This is a genomic window from Staphylococcus sp. HMSC056G08 (assembly GCF_001812305.1).
In the GTDB taxonomy this organism is placed as follows: Bacteria; Bacillota; Bacilli; order Staphylococcales; family Staphylococcaceae; genus Staphylococcus; species Staphylococcus simulans.
In genome coordinates this window covers 1-16,460 of the sequence record NZ_KV808506.1, presented here as the reverse complement: position 1 = coordinate 16,460, position 16,460 = coordinate 1, and the positions used below count along the sequence as shown (strand labels likewise).

13 protein-coding genes are annotated in these 16,460 nt (G+C 35.0%); 7 read left to right on the top strand and 6 right to left on the bottom strand.

Annotation, left to right across the window (positions count from 1 at the left end; translation table 11 throughout):
- Positions 1 to 171: 171 nt before the first annotated feature.
- On the bottom strand, positions 172 to 1,164 hold the full coding sequence (locus HMPREF2846_RS09650) for an acrylyl-CoA reductase family protein (RefSeq protein ID WP_070626534.1): 993 nt from the start codon (positions 1,162 to 1,164) through the stop codon (positions 172 to 174).
- Positions 1,165 to 1,382: 218 nt separating this feature from the next.
- Here HMPREF2846_RS09650 and HMPREF2846_RS09645 point away from each other — a divergent pair, with 218 nt between their 5' ends.
- Positions 1,383 to 2,141 (top strand): hypothetical protein, encoded by a 759-nt coding sequence (locus tag HMPREF2846_RS09645; protein WP_070626533.1) that lies wholly within the window; start codon positions 1,383 to 1,385, stop codon positions 2,139 to 2,141.
- 93 nt (positions 2,142 to 2,234) lie between these two features.
- On the opposite strand, the gene HMPREF2846_RS09640 is transcribed toward HMPREF2846_RS09645, so the two are convergent.
- Positions 2,235 to 3,953: a CDP-glycerol glycerophosphotransferase family protein gene (locus tag HMPREF2846_RS09640; RefSeq protein WP_070626532.1), complete on the bottom strand. Its 1,719-nt coding sequence runs from the start codon at positions 3,951 to 3,953 to the stop codon at positions 2,235 to 2,237.
- Positions 3,954 to 4,280: 327 nt separating this feature from the next.
- On the opposite strand from HMPREF2846_RS09640, the gene HMPREF2846_RS09635 reads away from it, so the two are divergent.
- Positions 4,281 to 5,882 (top strand): L-lactate permease, encoded by a 1,602-nt coding sequence (locus HMPREF2846_RS09635; RefSeq protein WP_070626531.1) that lies wholly within the window; start codon positions 4,281 to 4,283, stop codon positions 5,880 to 5,882.
- A gap of 75 nt (positions 5,883 to 5,957) precedes the next feature.
- Here HMPREF2846_RS09635 and HMPREF2846_RS09630 read toward each other — a convergent pair whose 3' ends face one another.
- Positions 5,958 to 7,115 carry a glycosyltransferase gene (locus tag HMPREF2846_RS09630; protein ID WP_002479703.1) on the bottom strand — a complete coding sequence of 386 codons (1,158 nt, stop codon included), beginning with the start codon at positions 7,113 to 7,115 and terminating at the stop codon, positions 5,958 to 5,960.
- Positions 7,116 to 7,452: 337 nt separating this feature from the next.
- Here HMPREF2846_RS09630 and mqo point away from each other — a divergent pair, with 337 nt between their 5' ends.
- Positions 7,453 to 8,940, top strand: coding sequence for a malate dehydrogenase (quinone) (gene mqo / locus HMPREF2846_RS09625; RefSeq protein WP_002479702.1), 1,488 nt, complete (start codon positions 7,453 to 7,455; stop codon positions 8,938 to 8,940).
- A gap of 58 nt (positions 8,941 to 8,998) precedes the next feature.
- On the opposite strand, the gene HMPREF2846_RS09620 is transcribed toward mqo, so the two are convergent.
- Together HMPREF2846_RS09620 and HMPREF2846_RS09615 are read right to left on the bottom strand one after the other, a co-directional pair.
- Entirely contained in the window at positions 8,999 to 10,408 is a 1,410-nt protein-coding gene (locus tag HMPREF2846_RS09620; RefSeq protein WP_070626530.1) for a sensor histidine kinase, read from the bottom strand.
- Complete coding sequence (locus tag HMPREF2846_RS09615) at positions 10,401 to 11,075, bottom strand: response regulator transcription factor (protein ID WP_002479700.1); 675 nt, start codon at positions 11,073 to 11,075, stop codon at positions 10,401 to 10,403. The genes HMPREF2846_RS09620 and HMPREF2846_RS09615 overlap by 8 nt, the downstream gene beginning before the upstream one ends.
- A gap of 155 nt (positions 11,076 to 11,230) precedes the next feature.
- Here HMPREF2846_RS09615 and HMPREF2846_RS09610 point away from each other — a divergent pair, with 155 nt between their 5' ends.
- Positions 11,231 to 12,289, top strand: coding sequence for an ABC transporter permease (locus tag HMPREF2846_RS09610; protein ID WP_023015052.1), 1,059 nt, complete (start codon positions 11,231 to 11,233; stop codon positions 12,287 to 12,289).
- Positions 12,289 to 12,978, top strand: coding sequence for an ABC transporter ATP-binding protein (locus tag HMPREF2846_RS09605; RefSeq protein WP_070626529.1), 690 nt, complete (start codon positions 12,289 to 12,291; stop codon positions 12,976 to 12,978). The genes HMPREF2846_RS09610 and HMPREF2846_RS09605 overlap by 1 nt, the downstream gene beginning before the upstream one ends.
- A gap of 159 nt (positions 12,979 to 13,137) precedes the next feature.
- Here HMPREF2846_RS09605 and HMPREF2846_RS09600 read toward each other — a convergent pair whose 3' ends face one another.
- A complete protein-coding gene (locus HMPREF2846_RS09600) occupies positions 13,138 to 13,884 on the bottom strand; it encodes a YdcF family protein (protein WP_256274657.1) in 747 nt (248 codons plus the stop codon).
- Between the two features lie 410 nt (positions 13,885 to 14,294).
- Here HMPREF2846_RS09600 and HMPREF2846_RS09595 point away from each other — a divergent pair, with 410 nt between their 5' ends.
- Positions 14,295 to 14,753, top strand: coding sequence for a MarR family transcriptional regulator TcaR (locus HMPREF2846_RS09595; protein ID WP_002479696.1), 459 nt, complete (start codon positions 14,295 to 14,297; stop codon positions 14,751 to 14,753).
- A 316-nt stretch (positions 14,754 to 15,069) separates the two neighbouring features.
- Entirely contained in the window at positions 15,070 to 16,413 is a 1,344-nt protein-coding gene (locus HMPREF2846_RS09590) for a TcaA second domain-containing protein (RefSeq protein ID WP_002479695.1), read from the top strand.
- Positions 16,414 to 16,460: the final 47 nt, after the last annotated feature.

Sequence of the window (16,460 nt, the reverse complement as noted above, 5' to 3'; positions counted from 1 at the left end):
TGAGTCCTCCTGGTTATTTTTATCGTAAATTCAGTATACGCTTTCATAAAATTAAAGTAAATATCAATATATTTCCATTAGTACAATAAAGCAAAATAGAATTAAATGTAATTACCATTTTAGTAAAAAAAGACAACTCCAAAATAAGAGTTGTCTGATTGAGTATTTAAATTATTTTTCGTTAATCTTCACGAGATAACGACCAGCACTATGATTATTTAATAAATTATCCATTGCTTCTGGCACGTCATTGAAATCAATGACTTGTTTAATAGAGTGCAGTGCTTCTGGTTTTAAGTCAGTAGCTAATCTGCGCCAAATTTGTTTGCGGACTTTCATAGGTGTTTCTGCTGAATCCACACCTAAAATACTGTTACCACGTAAAATGAATGGTAAGACTGTCGTCTCAAATGCCAGACCTGCTGTATTGCCGATTAACGCAATACTGCCTCTATTTTGCAGTCGTTTCACAATGTCACCGACATGTTTGCCGCCGACAGGATCAATCACTGCTTGCCATTCTCTTTTGTCTAATGGTTTGTCTGAGGTATCTTCGACACGTGGGACCACATCTGTTGCGCCGATAGATTTTAAGTAATCTGCATTTTGTTTATTGCCTGTGCTTGCGATGACTTTGTAACCGATATTACTTAGCATCATGACAGCTAAACTGCCGACACCGCCACTGGCGCCACGTACAAGTACAGGTGAACCTTCTACTGTTAAGCCATTGTCTTCTAATTTTTGGATGGCTAATGCTGCAGTATAGCCCGCAGTACCGTAAATCATGGCTTCTTCTAATGTTAAGTCTTTAGGAAGCGGTACAATCCATTCTTCTTTGACACGTGCGTATTCACTAAGTCCTCCATGATGAGATACACCTAGATCATAGCTTGTCACAATAACTTGATCGCCTTCTTTATAAGTAGAAGTCTCAGACTCTACAACTGTACCTGCTAAATCTATACCTGGAATAATCGGATAGTTTTTAACGACTCCCGCACCTTTTTTAGCTGCTAGCGCATCTTTATAGTTGATGCTGGAGTAAGCAACTTTGATTAATACATTTCCTTCATCTATTGTATCCATGGGTAAATCTTTAAGTTCAGTATGGATTTCTTTGCCTTCTTCTTCTGCATAATATGCTTTAAATGTCTCAGGCATCTTTATCAACCCTTTCAAATAAATAAACTAAAGCGATAGTATCACAAAGTAGCCAGAACAACAAACAGGTTGCTGTAGCTAAATGATAAATATCTGTCATAATAATATTTTCTTAAAAGAATTTTTACAATTTTGATGTTTATAGAATATAATGGAAGTGTATAAGTTAAGGGATAATACATTTAAAAGATTGAAAGCCACTCAAGGAGGAGAACAGAATGAAAAAGTTATTTGCCAGCGTTTTAACGCTATCTTTAGTGCTAGCAGCTTGTGGAAATGATGACAGCAAGAAAGAGGAAGACAACAAAGACAAAGATCAAACAACACAAGAAAGCAAATCTAATCAAGACAAAGAAAAGAACAAAGACAACGAAAGCAGCAAAGATAAAGACAGCAATAAAGAAAAAGAAAACAATGAACAAGCAAATGATGAACAAAACAATGACAAAGCGCAACAAGACGAGTCACAATCAACAGATGCGCAAAACAATGACAGCAATCAAAATGCGACTTCTGAACAATCAAATAACAATCAACAAGCTTCTCAAACATCAGGTGCCAATGATGGTCAAAATAGCAACAATAACCAACAAGCAACACAGCAAACATCAAATCAAACAAATGCTAACCAAGCATCAAACCAAGGTACAAATCAAACAGGTTATGTAGCACCTTATCAAGGTCAAAATACAGCACCTGCAGCACGTACAATTGGTAAAGCACCAGTAGATCAATCTACTTTAAAAGTATTGCCGAACTTCCCGCAATCACTACAAACTGCACAAAATGAAATCAACAACTTAAATGGTCAATCTAACCCTTACAATGACTTTGGCGTACAAGATAATGGTGACGGCAGCTATTCTTATGTGTTCAGTTTCGCAAATCAAGCACAACCTGGCACATATGCATTAGTTAGAGTCGACCAACAAGGTAAGGCAGCAATTTTAGATCCAGCATATCAAGCAGGTCAATAATATAGTATTTAGTTTTAAGTTCAAATAATTAGAACATAAGATAATCATGCAAAAGGCTCAGCACGAAATATGCTGAGCCTTTTTAATATTTTTTTAGTTTTTACGTCTTTTTTGACGTTTAGGTAAATGTTGTACAATCAAGCTTGCGATAGTTTCAAATGAATGATTATCTCGATTAATGTATGCACTTGCAATATGAGGAATTTCTTGGTTTATGAGTGCTTTGGTTAATGATTCAGCATCTTGATACGTGACTTTATCAAAGTCTTGCCAAACTTCTAGGTATAAACCGCGTTCTGTTTGATAGTGTTCAAGGTTTGGAGTATAAAGCGCAACGGTTTTATCAATAGTTAATGCATCAAAGACAACTGACGAATAGTCACTGACTAATACATCACAAGCAAGTAATAAATCTTGTGTCTCAATTTGAGCAGCAGGTTGAATGACTGCTTGCGGTAATTGTGTTTCAGCTTCTTTACTTTCGATATGGCCACGATAAATCACATTATAATGGTCAAGCAATGACTCAGAAAGTGGTAACATATCGTTTGGTTGTGGATCTGTTTTCCATGTCGGCAAATAAAGTAACGTCGGTTTGTTAGGGTCTAATTTAAGTTGTTGTTTCATATATTGAACATAAGTTTGTTCTTTATATTTATCTAATAAATATCTGACACGTGGGTAACCGCATGCGACAACTTCTGTATATTGCATAGGGAAGGCTGATTTAAACAAATCAGCTGCATGAGAACTATCGCATATAAAGTAATTTTGATGTAGCCACTTGTTGTATTTTCGTGCACGATAATTATAAATTTCTTTATTTTGATAAGGTTCTGAGCTGTCTAAGAATAACTGTTTTAAAGGCGTGCCATGCCACAATTGAATGATTGTACCGTTCGGTTTGATGTGATCGGGTATATAACTTTCAGCGACGACAACTTCCGCATTTTCAATTAGTTCTTGTGCTTCTTCATGTTCTGGTGATACAAAGTGCGGGCCTGTGGCATCATTTGTGATAAAGAAAGCAGGATATTTAGAGTAATGCTTAGCAAAATAATTAAATAAATAGCGAGAGTTGCCTCTAAAGCCATAATCAAATCCTAAGAAAACGACTGCACCGTTTAATTCCACTGCTTGTTTTTCATAAATATTGCTCATGCTTTGATGCTTTTCAATACTGCGACTGAGTACTGAACGTGTTATAAAGTGCGGCAACATAAAATGTGTCTTCCAAAGTAGTGAATCGACAAATCGTTCAGGCTCAGGTAAAGCTAAATTGCGGAACTTAAACGGTGGTTTTTGATGATGTAAGTAAGCTAATTTATTTAAATTAAATTGTGTAATTGCGTTATATTCATGTTGTTTAATACTTTGATAGAATGTTTGGGAAGTACGGATTGTATGTTTAAAATCAAAGATTACGTGACCATTTGTTTCTACGTTTTGATTTAATAACAGGCCAATTGCTAAATCAAAAGCCGTTTCACAGTGTATTTCATCTATAACGTCTAATACTTGCTGAATACTGAAAATAAGATTAGGAAAGTGATTAATATTATTCATCCAAGTATTAAAGTTGATTGTCTGATTTCCAAAATAGCGACAATCATTTTGATAGTACTGATCGATGGTGTAGTCAACAACGATTGAGTTTTGTGTTTCATGGTGTTTCAATGCTTCTAATTGATCAGGATAAATATCTATATTTAAATCAGAAGGAATAAAATGCGTGTAACCTTTAGCTAAGGCTTCTTGAAGGTTAATGCGCATTTTTTCATTTGATTGATATTCTGTTGTTAATATTTTCATATTATGACCTCAGTTTGATTATATTAAACTATATTTTAACATTTTGACTGCAAACTGTGAATGACAAGACGTATACGTTATTAATTAAACTGTACTATTATAATTTAAATTTTGACTAATACAGATGATTCATAACATTTTATTATGTAAGCGAATACATTGATATGTAAGGGTTTCCAATCAAAAAACAGTTTGAAAAAATTATGAAAAACTAATTGAACAGCTCCATAAATCGTGTTATATTATATGTGAAATAAATCACAAGACTAAATTTGATTTTGCAAATAAATATAAACACAAAATAAACTACAGAAAGAAGCGACAGAAATGTTAGTATCTTCATTTGATCCATTCCACAATTTACTTATTTCAAGTCTCGTAGCAGGTGTGCCAATTATCTTATTCTTGCTATGTTTGACAATCTTCAAAATGAAAGGAATTTATGCTGCATTAACAACATTAATCATCACAATGGTTGTTGCAGTATTTATCTTTAAACTTCCTGGAGCGATGGCCACTGGGGCGGTTATCGAGGGATTCTTCCAAGGTTGGTTCCCAATTGGTTATATCGTTATTATGGCAGTTTGGCTTTATAAACTCTCAACAAAAACTGGTCAGTTCAGTATGATTCAAGATAGTATCGCTACAATCTCTCAAGACCAACGTGTGCAATTATTGTTAATCGGTTTTTGTTTTAACGCGTTCTTAGAAGGGGTTGCAGGTTTCGGTGTACCGATTGCAATCTGTGCGATTTTATTAATTTATCTTGGTTTTAAACCATTACAAGCAGCGATGTTATGTTTGGTCGCTAACTCAGCAGCAGGTGCATTCGGGGCTATTGGTTTACCTGTTGCCGTTATTGATACTTTGAATTTACATGGCGGTATTACTGCACATGAAGTTTCAACTTATTCAACATTAACTTTAGTATTCATCAACTTCTTTGTTCCGTTTTTAATTGTCTTTATCATTGATGGTTTCAAAGGTATTAAAGAAACACTACCATTTATCTTAACGGTTTCAGTGGTTTATGCTGGTTTCCAAGGTGTTTTAACATTCTTCCAAGGTCCAGAGTTAGCAGATGTGTTACCGCCTTTAGCAGCAATGGGTGCTTTAGCTATTATGAGTCGTAAAATGCAACCGAAACATATCTTCCGTATTGATGAAAATGTGAAACCACCGGTTACACAAAAATTAAACTTTAAACAAATTATGTATGCATGGAGTCCATTCTACATTTTGACAATCTTAATTATGTTTTGGAGTATGCCATTCTTTAAAGGCTTATTCTTACCAGGCAAACCATTAAGTTTTTTAGCAGCTAAATTTACAGTGCCAGGTACTTATAGTGAAGTGACTAAAAAAGCTATTGTGTTGAACTTGAATATCTTAGGTTATACAGGTACAGCAATTTTATTAACAATTATTATTACTGTATTGTTATCTAAAACAACTGGCTTTAAAGATGCATTTAGTTTATTAGGTGAAACATTTAAAGAATTATGGATTTCAGTTGTCACAATCTGTTTCATCTTAGCTGTTTCAAAATTAACAACTTATGGCGGTTTAAGTGCTGCAATGGGACAAGGTATTTCTAAAGCAGGCGGTATCTTCCCATTATTCTCACCAGTATTAGGTTGGATCGGTGTATTCATGACAGGTTCAGTAGTTAATAACAACTCATTGTTCACACCAATTCAAGCTTCAGTTGCTAGTCAAATTGGCGTTAGCGGCGGCTTATTAGTTGCAGCAAATACAGTAGGTGGGGTAGCAGCAAAAATTATTTCTCCACAATCTATTGCGATTGCGACAGCAGCCGTTAAACAAGTAGGTAAAGAGTCTGAACTCTTAAAAATGTCATTACGTTACAGTGTAGGCATGTTAATCTTCATCTGTGTCTGGACATTATTCTTATCTTTAATTTTGTAATAGGTAACAAGGAAAATAAAAGAAGCGGAGTCGAAATTATTTCGGCTCCGCTTCTATATTTATCACAATAACTAATTATTCAGATGTTTCTAATGCTTTCGCAAAATCTTGATAGACACTATCTGCTGAATAAGTTTCAACAGTCGCAAAAGCATTTTCGATAATCTTTCCTTGTTCAGAAGGTGGTGCAGACATTACATTTAAAATGTGTTCCGAAAGGGAAGATATATTTTGATACTCAGCCAGGAATCCATTTTGGTTAGATTGAATTAAAGTTTCAGGTCCTGTATTACCTTTAAAGCTGATTACGATGCTGCCTTGATTCATGGCTTCTAAAATGACTAAACCAAACCCTTCATTACGAGATGGTACTACTGTAATCATACTTTCAGCCAAACGTAATGGCAGATGCAATGTAGCAGGATGCAACTGCACAATATCTTTTAATTGATGTTGTGAAATGAATTCTTCGAGGTCATGTTTTTGTTGACCATCACCGTAGATATGTACAGTGAAATTCATTTCACGTAAACTGTCTTGAATCATTTCTACACTGCGTAATAAAAGATCGAAACCTTTTTCATATTCTAATCTTCCGGCCGCAATAATTTGCGGTTTCTTTGGAATTTCAATACGAGGTTCATTCATCATATTTGGAACGACATAGACAGGGGTGTCAATGATTGATTTGAATGCTTTGCGATCAGCATCCGTTAAGACTGTAATACGATTTAAGCGTTCATAAGCAGATTTAATTTCTTGTTGATAACTCTTAGTGTAAGCTTCCCAGTTCATATGTTCCATGCCGACAGTTAGGACGTGGTCAGGTGCATAATCTGCAAGCAGCAAATTATAGCTGGCACGTGTACCCACTAACACATCTGTTTCTACATGTTGAATCGCATGAACGATTTTCTTTTCAACATGACTTGAAAATTGCGATAAGCCAGGTTCATTTTGAGTGATCAGTTGCGGCTTGAGGAATGGTGTCCATTTACGTAGACGATTCATCAAGATATCTACTAAGTTATGAGGTTTTAAATTATAATCGACCAATGCTTTGACTTCTATATCTTGATGCAGTTTGAAATAAGGTGCTTTACTTCCTTTGAAAACTGATATAATTTCCACTTTATGACCTTTCACTGCCAACACATTTGCGAGTTGTGTTACGGCCTTGACAGTACCGCCCATTGAATAAATGTTGTGCATTAAAAAAGTGATAGATTTCACGTGGTGTCACCCCTCCTGTATATTTCTGTTTAATTATAGCATAATTCAAACTATGCAATACAAAGGTACATGCTTTGCAATATATTTTTAACCTGCACTTAAAACAAAATGAATCGTATTTTCGTGTTTAAGCACCTTCCCCCTTTTGTCTTAATCTGTTTATGTATATAATAAAGGAATAGAACGAAATCATTTAGCAACAATATCCAGGCATGACTTAGGTGTGTTATTTTTTTAAGTGTTTAATTAAGCGCTTTCTCAAGAGAGGGTTGAGAGAAGAGAACGACATACTTAAGAAGGTGTCATCTTCATTATGAAAAAGGGGGCTGTATTTGTTATGAGTTCACAACATAGCAAAACAGATGTCATCTTAATTGGTGGCGGAATCATGAGTGCGACATTGGGTACATTACTAAAGAAAGTTGCACCAGAAAAAGAAATTAAAGTATTTGAGAAGTTGGACGCATCTGCACAAGAAAGTTCAAATGCATGGAATAATGCGGGAACAGGGCATTCTGCACTATGCGAAATGAACTATACGAAAGAAATGCCTGACGGTTCTTTGGATATTTCTAAAGCCTTAAAAATTAATGAACAGTTCCAAGTTTCTAAAGAATTCTGGTCTTATTTAGTAAAACACGGTAATTTGACACAGCCAGAAGCATTTATTCATACGGTACCGCATATGAGTTTCTGTATCGGTGTGCGTAATGTAGATTTCTTAAGACGTCGTGTCAAAGCATTGAAAGAAAATGCATTATTTAATGAAATGACAATGACAGAAGATAAAAGCCAAATTGAAAAATGGTTGCCTTTAATGATGGAAGGCAGAAATAACAATATTCCAGTTGCAGTCAGCCGTGATGAGACAGGTACAGATGTTAACTTTGGTGCTTTAACACAAAAACTATTTGACTTCTTACAACAAAACCAAGTCGATGTAGAGTATGAGCATCAAGTTACAGACTTAAAACAACGTAAAGATGGTACTTGGAAAGTTAAAGTGAAAGACTTAAAAACAGAAGAAACAACAACTTATATTACTGACTTTGTATTTATCGGAGCTGGAGGCGCTAGCTTGCCATTGCTTCAAAAAACACATCTGCCAGAATCGAAACATATCGGCGGATTCCCAGTCAGCGGTTTATTCTTAGTCTGCCAAGATCCTGAAATTGTAAGTCAACATAATGCGAAAGTGTACGGTAAAGCTAAAGTAGGCGCACCGCCGATGTCAGTACCGCATTTAGATACACGTTATATTGACGGTAAACAATCATTATTATTCGGTCCATTTGCAGGATTCTCACCTAAGTTCTTAAAAACAGGTTCAAACATGGACTTATTCAAGTCAGTTAAACCCAACAACTTATTGACGATGTTATCTGCAGGTGCGAAAGAAATGAAATTAACACAATATCTGATTTCACAATTAATGTTGTCAGATGATGAACGTATTGAAGAGTTACGTGAATTTATCCCGAATGCGAAGAAAGAAGATTGGGATATTGTCGTAGCAGGCCAACGTGTTCAAGTCATCAAAGATACAGACAAAGGTAAAGGTACATTACAATTCGGTACAGAAGTTATTTGTTCTGAAGACGGTTCACTTGCCGCATTACTTGGCGCATCACCAGGTGCTTCTACAGCGGTGGATGTAATGTTAGATATTTTACAACGCAGCTATAAACATGAATTCCCAGAGTGGGAAACAAAAATTAAAGAAATGATTCCATCATTCGGTCAAAAACTTGCGGAAAACCCAGAGTTATATAAAGAAGTTAAAGCGGATGTTGAACATTATTTGAAATTAAATAATCAAAAATAAGCCATAAAAACAGCGCTTCAGTCAGATTTAATTCTGATACTGAAGCGCTTTTTGTTTTTTATTGATTTAATGGTTCCAAAGTAGGTGTGTTATCTGCTTGTGATAACGGCATACTTAAAATAAAGGTACTGCCTTCACCTAGAGTACGTTCCACTTTAATATCTCCACCATGCAAACGCATAATCATTTGTGCGATGGCTAGACCTAAGCCATTGCTTGTCGCAGAAGAATTTCCTTTATAGAAACGTTCGAAAAGATGAGCTTGTACATCCTCTGACATACCTGGACCATCATCAGTAATGCGACAAATCATAGATGTATTATTTTCAGAGAATACATCTATATCAATACTGCCTTCTTGTTTAGTATATTTAATTGCGTTGGTCAATATATTATGAAATGCCTGATAAAGCAGACGATAGTTACCTTTGACTGTAATTGGTTCAAGATCAGTCATAATTAATAAGTCTTTGGCGTCAATCGCATACTGTTCGTGACGCACCATTAAACGCAGCATCTGAGTAATTTCAACGTCATCGTCATAATCTAAGTGGTCGTTGTTATCTAACTCTGCAAGCAATAACAATGCTCGCGTTAAATTACTGAGACGGCTCGTTGTCGCATGAATTTCATCTATATAATACTGTCTCATTTCGTCGTCTTTCGCTTGACTGAGACGATCTAATAGCTGATAGATATGCGTTAAAGGTGTTTTGATTTCATGCGAAACATTTTGAACAAAGTGCTGACGCATGTCATCAAGTTGTTTAAGTGACACACGCATTTGTTCGAAACGATATTGGAGCGTACCTAGCTCATCATGACGTGTCGTTTCTATCGGTGTGCTAAAGTCACCCTCCATTAAACGATTAGTTGCATTTTTAAGTTGTGTAATTGGTTTGATTAACGTGTAAGTTGAACTAATAATCAGTACCATCGCAATAATGAGTAATAACACAATTAATACTGCTAAGAACACACGGAACTCACTGAATGATTTACCGATATCAGGACGCATAAACACCGCTACATTACCTTCTGGTGTCTTAAAGCGTGTGCCGACAGTATTGTTGGTTTCATTATCAAAGAAACCTGTCACAAAGAGTTGGTAGGGATGGTTTTTAATTCCGTGATAATTATGTCCTTTCAATACACTATCAATGGTCTCTTGAGTCAGTGTATCGCGTCTGAAACTTGCGCCATAAAAAGTTTTATGACCTTTTTGATCGACAGTGACAAGCTGGAAGTTCAGTTCGCTTAAATGTTTGAAGTAGGCTTTCATATTAGTTGTATGGGATTCTTTTTGGTACTTTTTAGCTTCTTGTAAGGTGGTCATAATCTTATGGTCATTTGAGGGTTTCAAAGCAACGTGATACAAAACATTGGTCAAAATAAAACTTGCGACAGCGCTGAGTAATAAAATGACAATCGTGTAGACTGCAATCCGTGTATAAAGTGATTTAAACATGAACTTCCACCTTATAACCTAAGCCTCTGACCGTTTCAATCGTGACATTACTGCCGATTTTCTTTAAACGGTTACGTAAGCGTCTGATATGCACATCAACCGTACGGTCATCCCCTTCATAATCAAATCCCCATACACGTTCAATACATTCTTCTCGTGAAAAAACTTGTTTCTCATGACTTGCTAATAAGAAGAGTAAGTTAAATTCCTTATTCGGTAAGGTCATTGTTTTTGTATCACAAGCAATTTCTAAATAAGATTGGTTCAGTTTTAAGTTACCGATGGTTAATTCATTTTCCGCATTAATTTGATAGCGTCTTAAAACAGCTTTGATCCGGAAGATGAGTTCTTGTACTTCAAAAGGTTTGGTTACATAGTCATCAGTACCCGTTAAATAAGCTTCTTCTTTATCACTTAAAGCATCACGTGCGGTCAACATAATGACCGGCATTTCATAAGAAGCTTTTATTTCATTACATAATTCAAAGCCATCCATGCCATCCATCATAATGTCGACAATCGCAATATCAGCTTGATGTGTTTCTAAATAGTTTAAGGCATCACGCGCATTGGAATGCGTGGATGTTTTAAAACCTTCACGTTCTAAATAGGAAGATACATAATGAAGGATTTGATAATCATCATCGACAATGAGACATGTTGTCATCCTTATCACTCCTAGTAATCATTTAGATTAATTATACCTTTCAGTAACTGAGTGACACAAATATATCAAATGAACAAAAGTTTCGGTTTGTTCATATTGAGTTCATAAAGTCTGCTTACAATATAAGTATCATAAAAGAAAAAGGAGTCAATAATATGAAGTTAGCATGGAAAGAGATCGTATTCTATAAGTTCAAATATATTTTAATAATGCTGATTATCTTGTTACTGGCTAGCATGGTATTATTCATTAGCGGACTCGCACAAGGGCTTGGACGCGAAAACATTTCTATGTTAGATAATATGAATGCTGAAAAATACGTCGTACAAGATATGAAAGAGCCGGTAATTGAAAAATCAGCGCTTAAACCAGACGAGAAAAAAGACATCGAGAATGTAGTCAACGCAGAGCCATTCCAAATCGGAATGCAATCAATGAAAAGCGAGAATTCAAATGACCTAGACATCATGTTGATTAATCCTGGTAAAGACTTCAAACCAGCTTTATCAGAAGGTCATTATCCAAAAGCTGATAATGAAGTTGTTATTAATAAAAAATTAACAGCTGATGGTGTGAAAAAAGGTGACACTGTAACATTCAAGAATGGTGACAAAGATTATAAAGTTGTAGGTCTATTAGAAGACACAATGTATTCACACACATCTGCAGTGATGACAACAGGCGATACGTTTGAAAAATTAGTGCCAAAAGCAGCAACATTCTATCCATTAAAAGATGTATCTAAAGCAGATGAGAAAAAAATTAATGACATTAACGGTGCAAAAGTAGTAACTGAAAAAGACTTAACTGACAATATTCCAAGTTACAACGCAGAGCAAGCACCATTAACAATGATGATTGTCAGCTTATACGTGATATCAGCAATTGTCTTAAGTGCATTCTTCTACGTTATGACAATTCAAAAAATCTCTGAAATCGGTATTTTAAAAGCTATCGGTATTAAAACAAGACACTTGTTATCATCATTAGTATTCCAAATCTTACTTGTTACAATGATTAGTGTGGTTGTTTCATTACTGATTATTAGTGGCTTAGGTATGATAATGCCAGTAAGTATGCCGTTCCACTTAACTGCAGGCAACATGTTACTTGTAGTAGGCGTCTTCGTAGTCGTTGCAATTATCGGTGCAGCATTATCATTCATTAAACTCGTTAAAGTAAATCCAATCGAAGCAATCGGAGGTGAAGGATAATGGGTTTAGAAGTTAAAGATATTACAAAATCATTCGGTACTGGCCAAGCTAAAACAGATGTTTTAAAAGGTGTTAACTTTGAAGTTAAAACTGGAGAATTCGTTATCTTGAGCGGTGCTTCAGGTTCAGGTAAATCAACGTTATTAACAATTTTAGGTGGTCTACAAGATCCAGATACAGGTAAAATTATCTACAATGGTGCGCCATTGTTCTCAAAAGAAAAAACAAACTCAGATATGCGTTTAACTGAAATTGGCTTTATCTTCCAAGCTTCGCATTTAGTGCCTTACTTGTCAGTTCGAGACCAATTGACATTAGTAGGACAAGAAGCGGGCATGTCTAAAAAAGATGCGAAAGCACGTGCAGAACAATTATTAGACCAAATCGGTTTGAAACATCGTTTAGATGCTTATCCGTTTATGTTATCTGGCGGTGAAAAACAACGTGTTGCGATTATGCGTGCATTCATGAATAATCCAAAAATCATCTTAGCAGACGAACCAACAGCAAGCTTAGATGCCCACCGTGCAACAGAAGTAACTGAAATGATCAGAGAACGTATCACAAATGAAGATATGGTCGGAATTCTTATCACACATGATACAAGACTCTTTGATTATGCAGACCGTGTCATTGACTTGTTCGGTGGTAAAATTATTAATAAAAAAGATGACAGTGAAGAAGTATAAACACAGTCAAATATAATTAACGCTCATAATAGTAGCCAATGATTAATCGCGTTAATTGGGGAAACATTATTAAGGGAAAATAATGTAAAAAAAGTTGAGGTCAAACCTAAAATAGGTGAGACCTCAACTTTTTTATTTATATACATAGCATTATATGAGTTAGAACATAGATAAAAAGAATTCAAGTAATATAGGGTGCTTAACGAACATACTGCCAATGAACAAAGCACCGAAATAAATGGTTAATAACAGTTTATAACAATACATCAAAGCAAAAAAGTCTCTGATTAATGCTGTATCAAAAAATGGATAAGGTGTGCGACTACCAGCACCGACTGCGTTCATCTTAAGAACTTGTGCAAAACGCAAGCCGCGTAATATGTGAAATTGACTCGTGACAATAGCGATGTGTTCAAAAACTTGATTGCTGATAAGTGCTTTTGTATTATTCAGGTTTTCAAAAGTGCTATGTGATTGATCTTCTAAAATAATACGATCTTCTGGAATGTGTTGTTCAATTAAATACGCTTGCATGGCTTCAGCCTCTGATACTTCATCTCCTTCACCAGTCCCGCCGCTGACTACAATGTAAGGATTGCCATGATGATTTTGATATAAAGCAACTGCACGATCTAAGCGCCAAGCCAGCATTTGTGTCACTTGATTGCGATATAAACCTGCACCTAGTACAATGATTACATCAATCGGTTCTGGCAGTACGACCATACTAAATGCTGAAGACCAACTTAAATAGTGGACTAGGGCAAAGAGTGTACTGATAGTAATCCAACCGATCCATAAGAAAAGTGCATTCAGCACGGGTACTGGAATATGACTTAATAAATTTAAAGCCAATGCTAAGAAAGTAACAGCTAAAGTCAGACCCAAAATTCTTGTGAAGAACATACGTGCACTTTTCCAAACTAAAATAGCCCGATGCTTGAATAATAAAAGTAAGGCACCTATTATTGATACGCTGGCTAAATCATAAGGCAATGTACGCGTGATAAAAGAATAAATAATATGATGAATCCTAAGACCAGAGTAATGAAAAAGGATTGTATATTTAAAAAGCGATAGTGATTAAAGTATAAATAGATATAACTACATAAAATCAATAGGCTTAATATGAGTGAAAGTAATAGCATAATTAACCTCTATATAATAAATTTCCTTCTTCTAATCTTACCCTATTTCGCCTTATGTTACTTTAGATATGATATGATTAGATATACGGATTGTTTAATATGTAGAATAAAAAAGGTTCTCATACTGAGATGCAATAAGAAATTTTTATAGTTATGAAGGAGAAAATCATGGAAAACATTGAGCAACACACGCAGTTTATGGCAATGTTTATCGAAGATATTAATACCCTCATGGCAAGTTTGCTAGAAGGTTTACGTAAGGAATATCATATTTCGATTGAACAATCTCAAGCTTTATTTTTACTAGACAATAATAAATCTTTGACACTTTCAGAAATTACTGAAAAACAAGGTGTCAATAAAGCTGCCATCAGTCGTCGAATTAAAAAGTTAATTAATCTTGAATTAGTTGAACTTGTAAAACAAAATGAAAACGTAGACCAACGTTTGAAGTATGTGAGACTTACTGACAATGGTCGCGAATATATAGAACGTACTAAAGTGATTGTAAATGATGTTTCTACATACTTGCTTCAAGATATATCACAATCACAAATAGAAGAAACAGCTAAAAACTTAAGAATTATCGATCAACGTATTAAAGAATATATTTCTAAAATTCGATAAATCAAATAGCATTGATAAAAATCGGTACCTTATCAAAGTGTACCGATTTTTGTCATAATTACTGTTAAAAAAGGACATAAGGCTAAATACTGATATAATTTTATTGTGTAGTCTATTATAATAGAACTATCCAACAGTTTTACAGAAGAAATGTCGGTTTTAGTTTTACTTTTTTGTGCAATACCTGTAAAATTTGTGCGGGTTACATAAAATTTAAGAAAAACAAACATTCTTTACATAGAAAATCGAGTTATTTTCAACATTTCCTGGGAAATGTGAGTAAAATTTGAAAGTATTGAAACGAGGTGAACTGTCAATGGGGCAATCCGAAAAGCCAGATTCTAATGAAAGCCGCAAAACGCGTGAACAACGTATGCGCACAAATCAGAATCTACGTAAAATGGTGCCGTGGGGTATCGGTATTTTTATCGTTATCTTATTGATTATTCTGTTTTTCTTGTTGAGAAATTTCAATACACCAGAAGCACAAGCAAAAATCTTAGCGAATGCAGTGAAGAATAATGATACACAACGTATTGCGACGATTTTAAGTACACGTGAGAATAAAGTAAGTACGTATGAAGCGGAAACGTACATTAAATATATAAAAAGCGAAATTGGCCAGAATAAGTTTGATAAAGAACTGCAAGAGACGATACGCAACATAGACCGTAACGACAAAGATGCCAGCTTTATTAAAACACCTGATGGCAATAAAATACTGCGCATTACTAAAAATGGCCGCCGTTTTATTTTCTTTGATAATATCAGTTTCACTACGATTACTAAGAAACCGATTATTAAACCTAAAACGAAAACAACGTATATTTTCAGAGCGGATGATCGAAAACGTAAAGTTATCGCAGAAGCTAATGAAGCCACTATGTTAGGTAACTTTATTCCAGGTGATTATAAAATTCCGGCAACAAAAGAAACAGCTAATGGTAAATTCAGTGGTTATTTGACTTTCTCATTTAAAAACAGTAACAGCGAAACAGTCGATGTTCATGAAAAATTCCCTGAGGCGAATTTAAACATCAAGTTAGAAGGTGCCAATAAATTAGAAGGTAAGCATACGAAAGTAAAAATTAATGGTAAGTCTTACAATTACGATCATACACGTTTATATGGACCTTACCCTGTAACTGATGAAGTTGAAGTATCAGCAGAAGGTAAAGTCAAAGGCAGAACATTCGAATCTGACAGCATAAAAATTTATCCGAATGAATTAAAAGAGAATACCCCTGTGACGTTACACTTCGAAAAAGAAAAAATTGAGAAGTATGTTGAAGAGAAAGAAAAAGAGGAAAACAGTTTAAAAAATAAATTGTCTCGGTTCTTTGATAAATATACGTCAGCTTTAAATGAAGCGTCGACGAATAATAACTTCGCAAGTGTGTCTCCATTTTTAAAATCAGGAACAGATAATTATAAACAGACACAACATTTGATTCAAACAGGTCAAGGTGCAGCGTCTTTTTACCAATCGCCCCAAGTCGTTGATGTAACGACTGAAGGGGCGCACGTTTACGCTGAAGTCTTAACTTTAAATAACCAAGGTGTATGGGTTAAATCAACCTATAAACTTTTAGATGATAATCATAAATCGGGTCAGATACCAAGTACTGACGACTTGAAAATTATCAGCTCTCAATCATAAATAAACTCCTTTTTATGGCTCTCTGTCAAATAGGACTGGTGAGCAAA

What these genes read in the sequence shown, in the direction of transcription:
- HMPREF2846_RS09620 (WP_070626530.1), bottom strand. Translation starts at nt 10,408, where the DNA reads ATGTTTAAATCACTTTATACACGGATTGCAGTCTACACGATTGTCATT.
- HMPREF2846_RS09610 (WP_023015052.1), top strand. Translation starts at nt 11,231, where the DNA reads ATGAAGTTAGCATGGAAAGAGATCGTATTCTATAAGTTCAAATATATT.
- HMPREF2846_RS09615 (WP_002479700.1), bottom strand. Translation starts at nt 11,075, where the DNA reads ATGACAACATGTCTCATTGTCGATGATGATTATCAAATCCTTCATTAT.
- HMPREF2846_RS09595 (WP_002479696.1), top strand. Translation starts at nt 14,295, where the DNA reads ATGGAAAACATTGAGCAACACACGCAGTTTATGGCAATGTTTATCGAA.
- HMPREF2846_RS09645 (WP_070626533.1), top strand. Translation starts at nt 1,383, where the DNA reads ATGAAAAAGTTATTTGCCAGCGTTTTAACGCTATCTTTAGTGCTAGCA.
- HMPREF2846_RS09600 (WP_256274657.1), bottom strand. Translation starts at nt 13,884, where the DNA reads ATGTTCTTCACAAGAATTTTGGGTCTGACTTTAGCTGTTACTTTCTTA.
- HMPREF2846_RS09635 (WP_070626531.1), top strand. Translation starts at nt 4,281, where the DNA reads ATGTTAGTATCTTCATTTGATCCATTCCACAATTTACTTATTTCAAGT.
- HMPREF2846_RS09650 (WP_070626534.1), bottom strand. Translation starts at nt 1,164, where the DNA reads ATGCCTGAGACATTTAAAGCATATTATGCAGAAGAAGAAGGCAAAGAA.
- HMPREF2846_RS09590 (WP_002479695.1), top strand. Translation starts at nt 15,070, where the DNA reads ATGGGGCAATCCGAAAAGCCAGATTCTAATGAAAGCCGCAAAACGCGT.
- HMPREF2846_RS09640 (WP_070626532.1), bottom strand. Translation starts at nt 3,953, where the DNA reads ATGAAAATATTAACAACAGAATATCAATCAAATGAAAAAATGCGCATT.
- HMPREF2846_RS09605 (WP_070626529.1), top strand. Translation starts at nt 12,289, where the DNA reads ATGGGTTTAGAAGTTAAAGATATTACAAAATCATTCGGTACTGGCCAA.
- mqo (WP_002479702.1), top strand. Translation starts at nt 7,453, where the DNA reads ATGAGTTCACAACATAGCAAAACAGATGTCATCTTAATTGGTGGCGGA.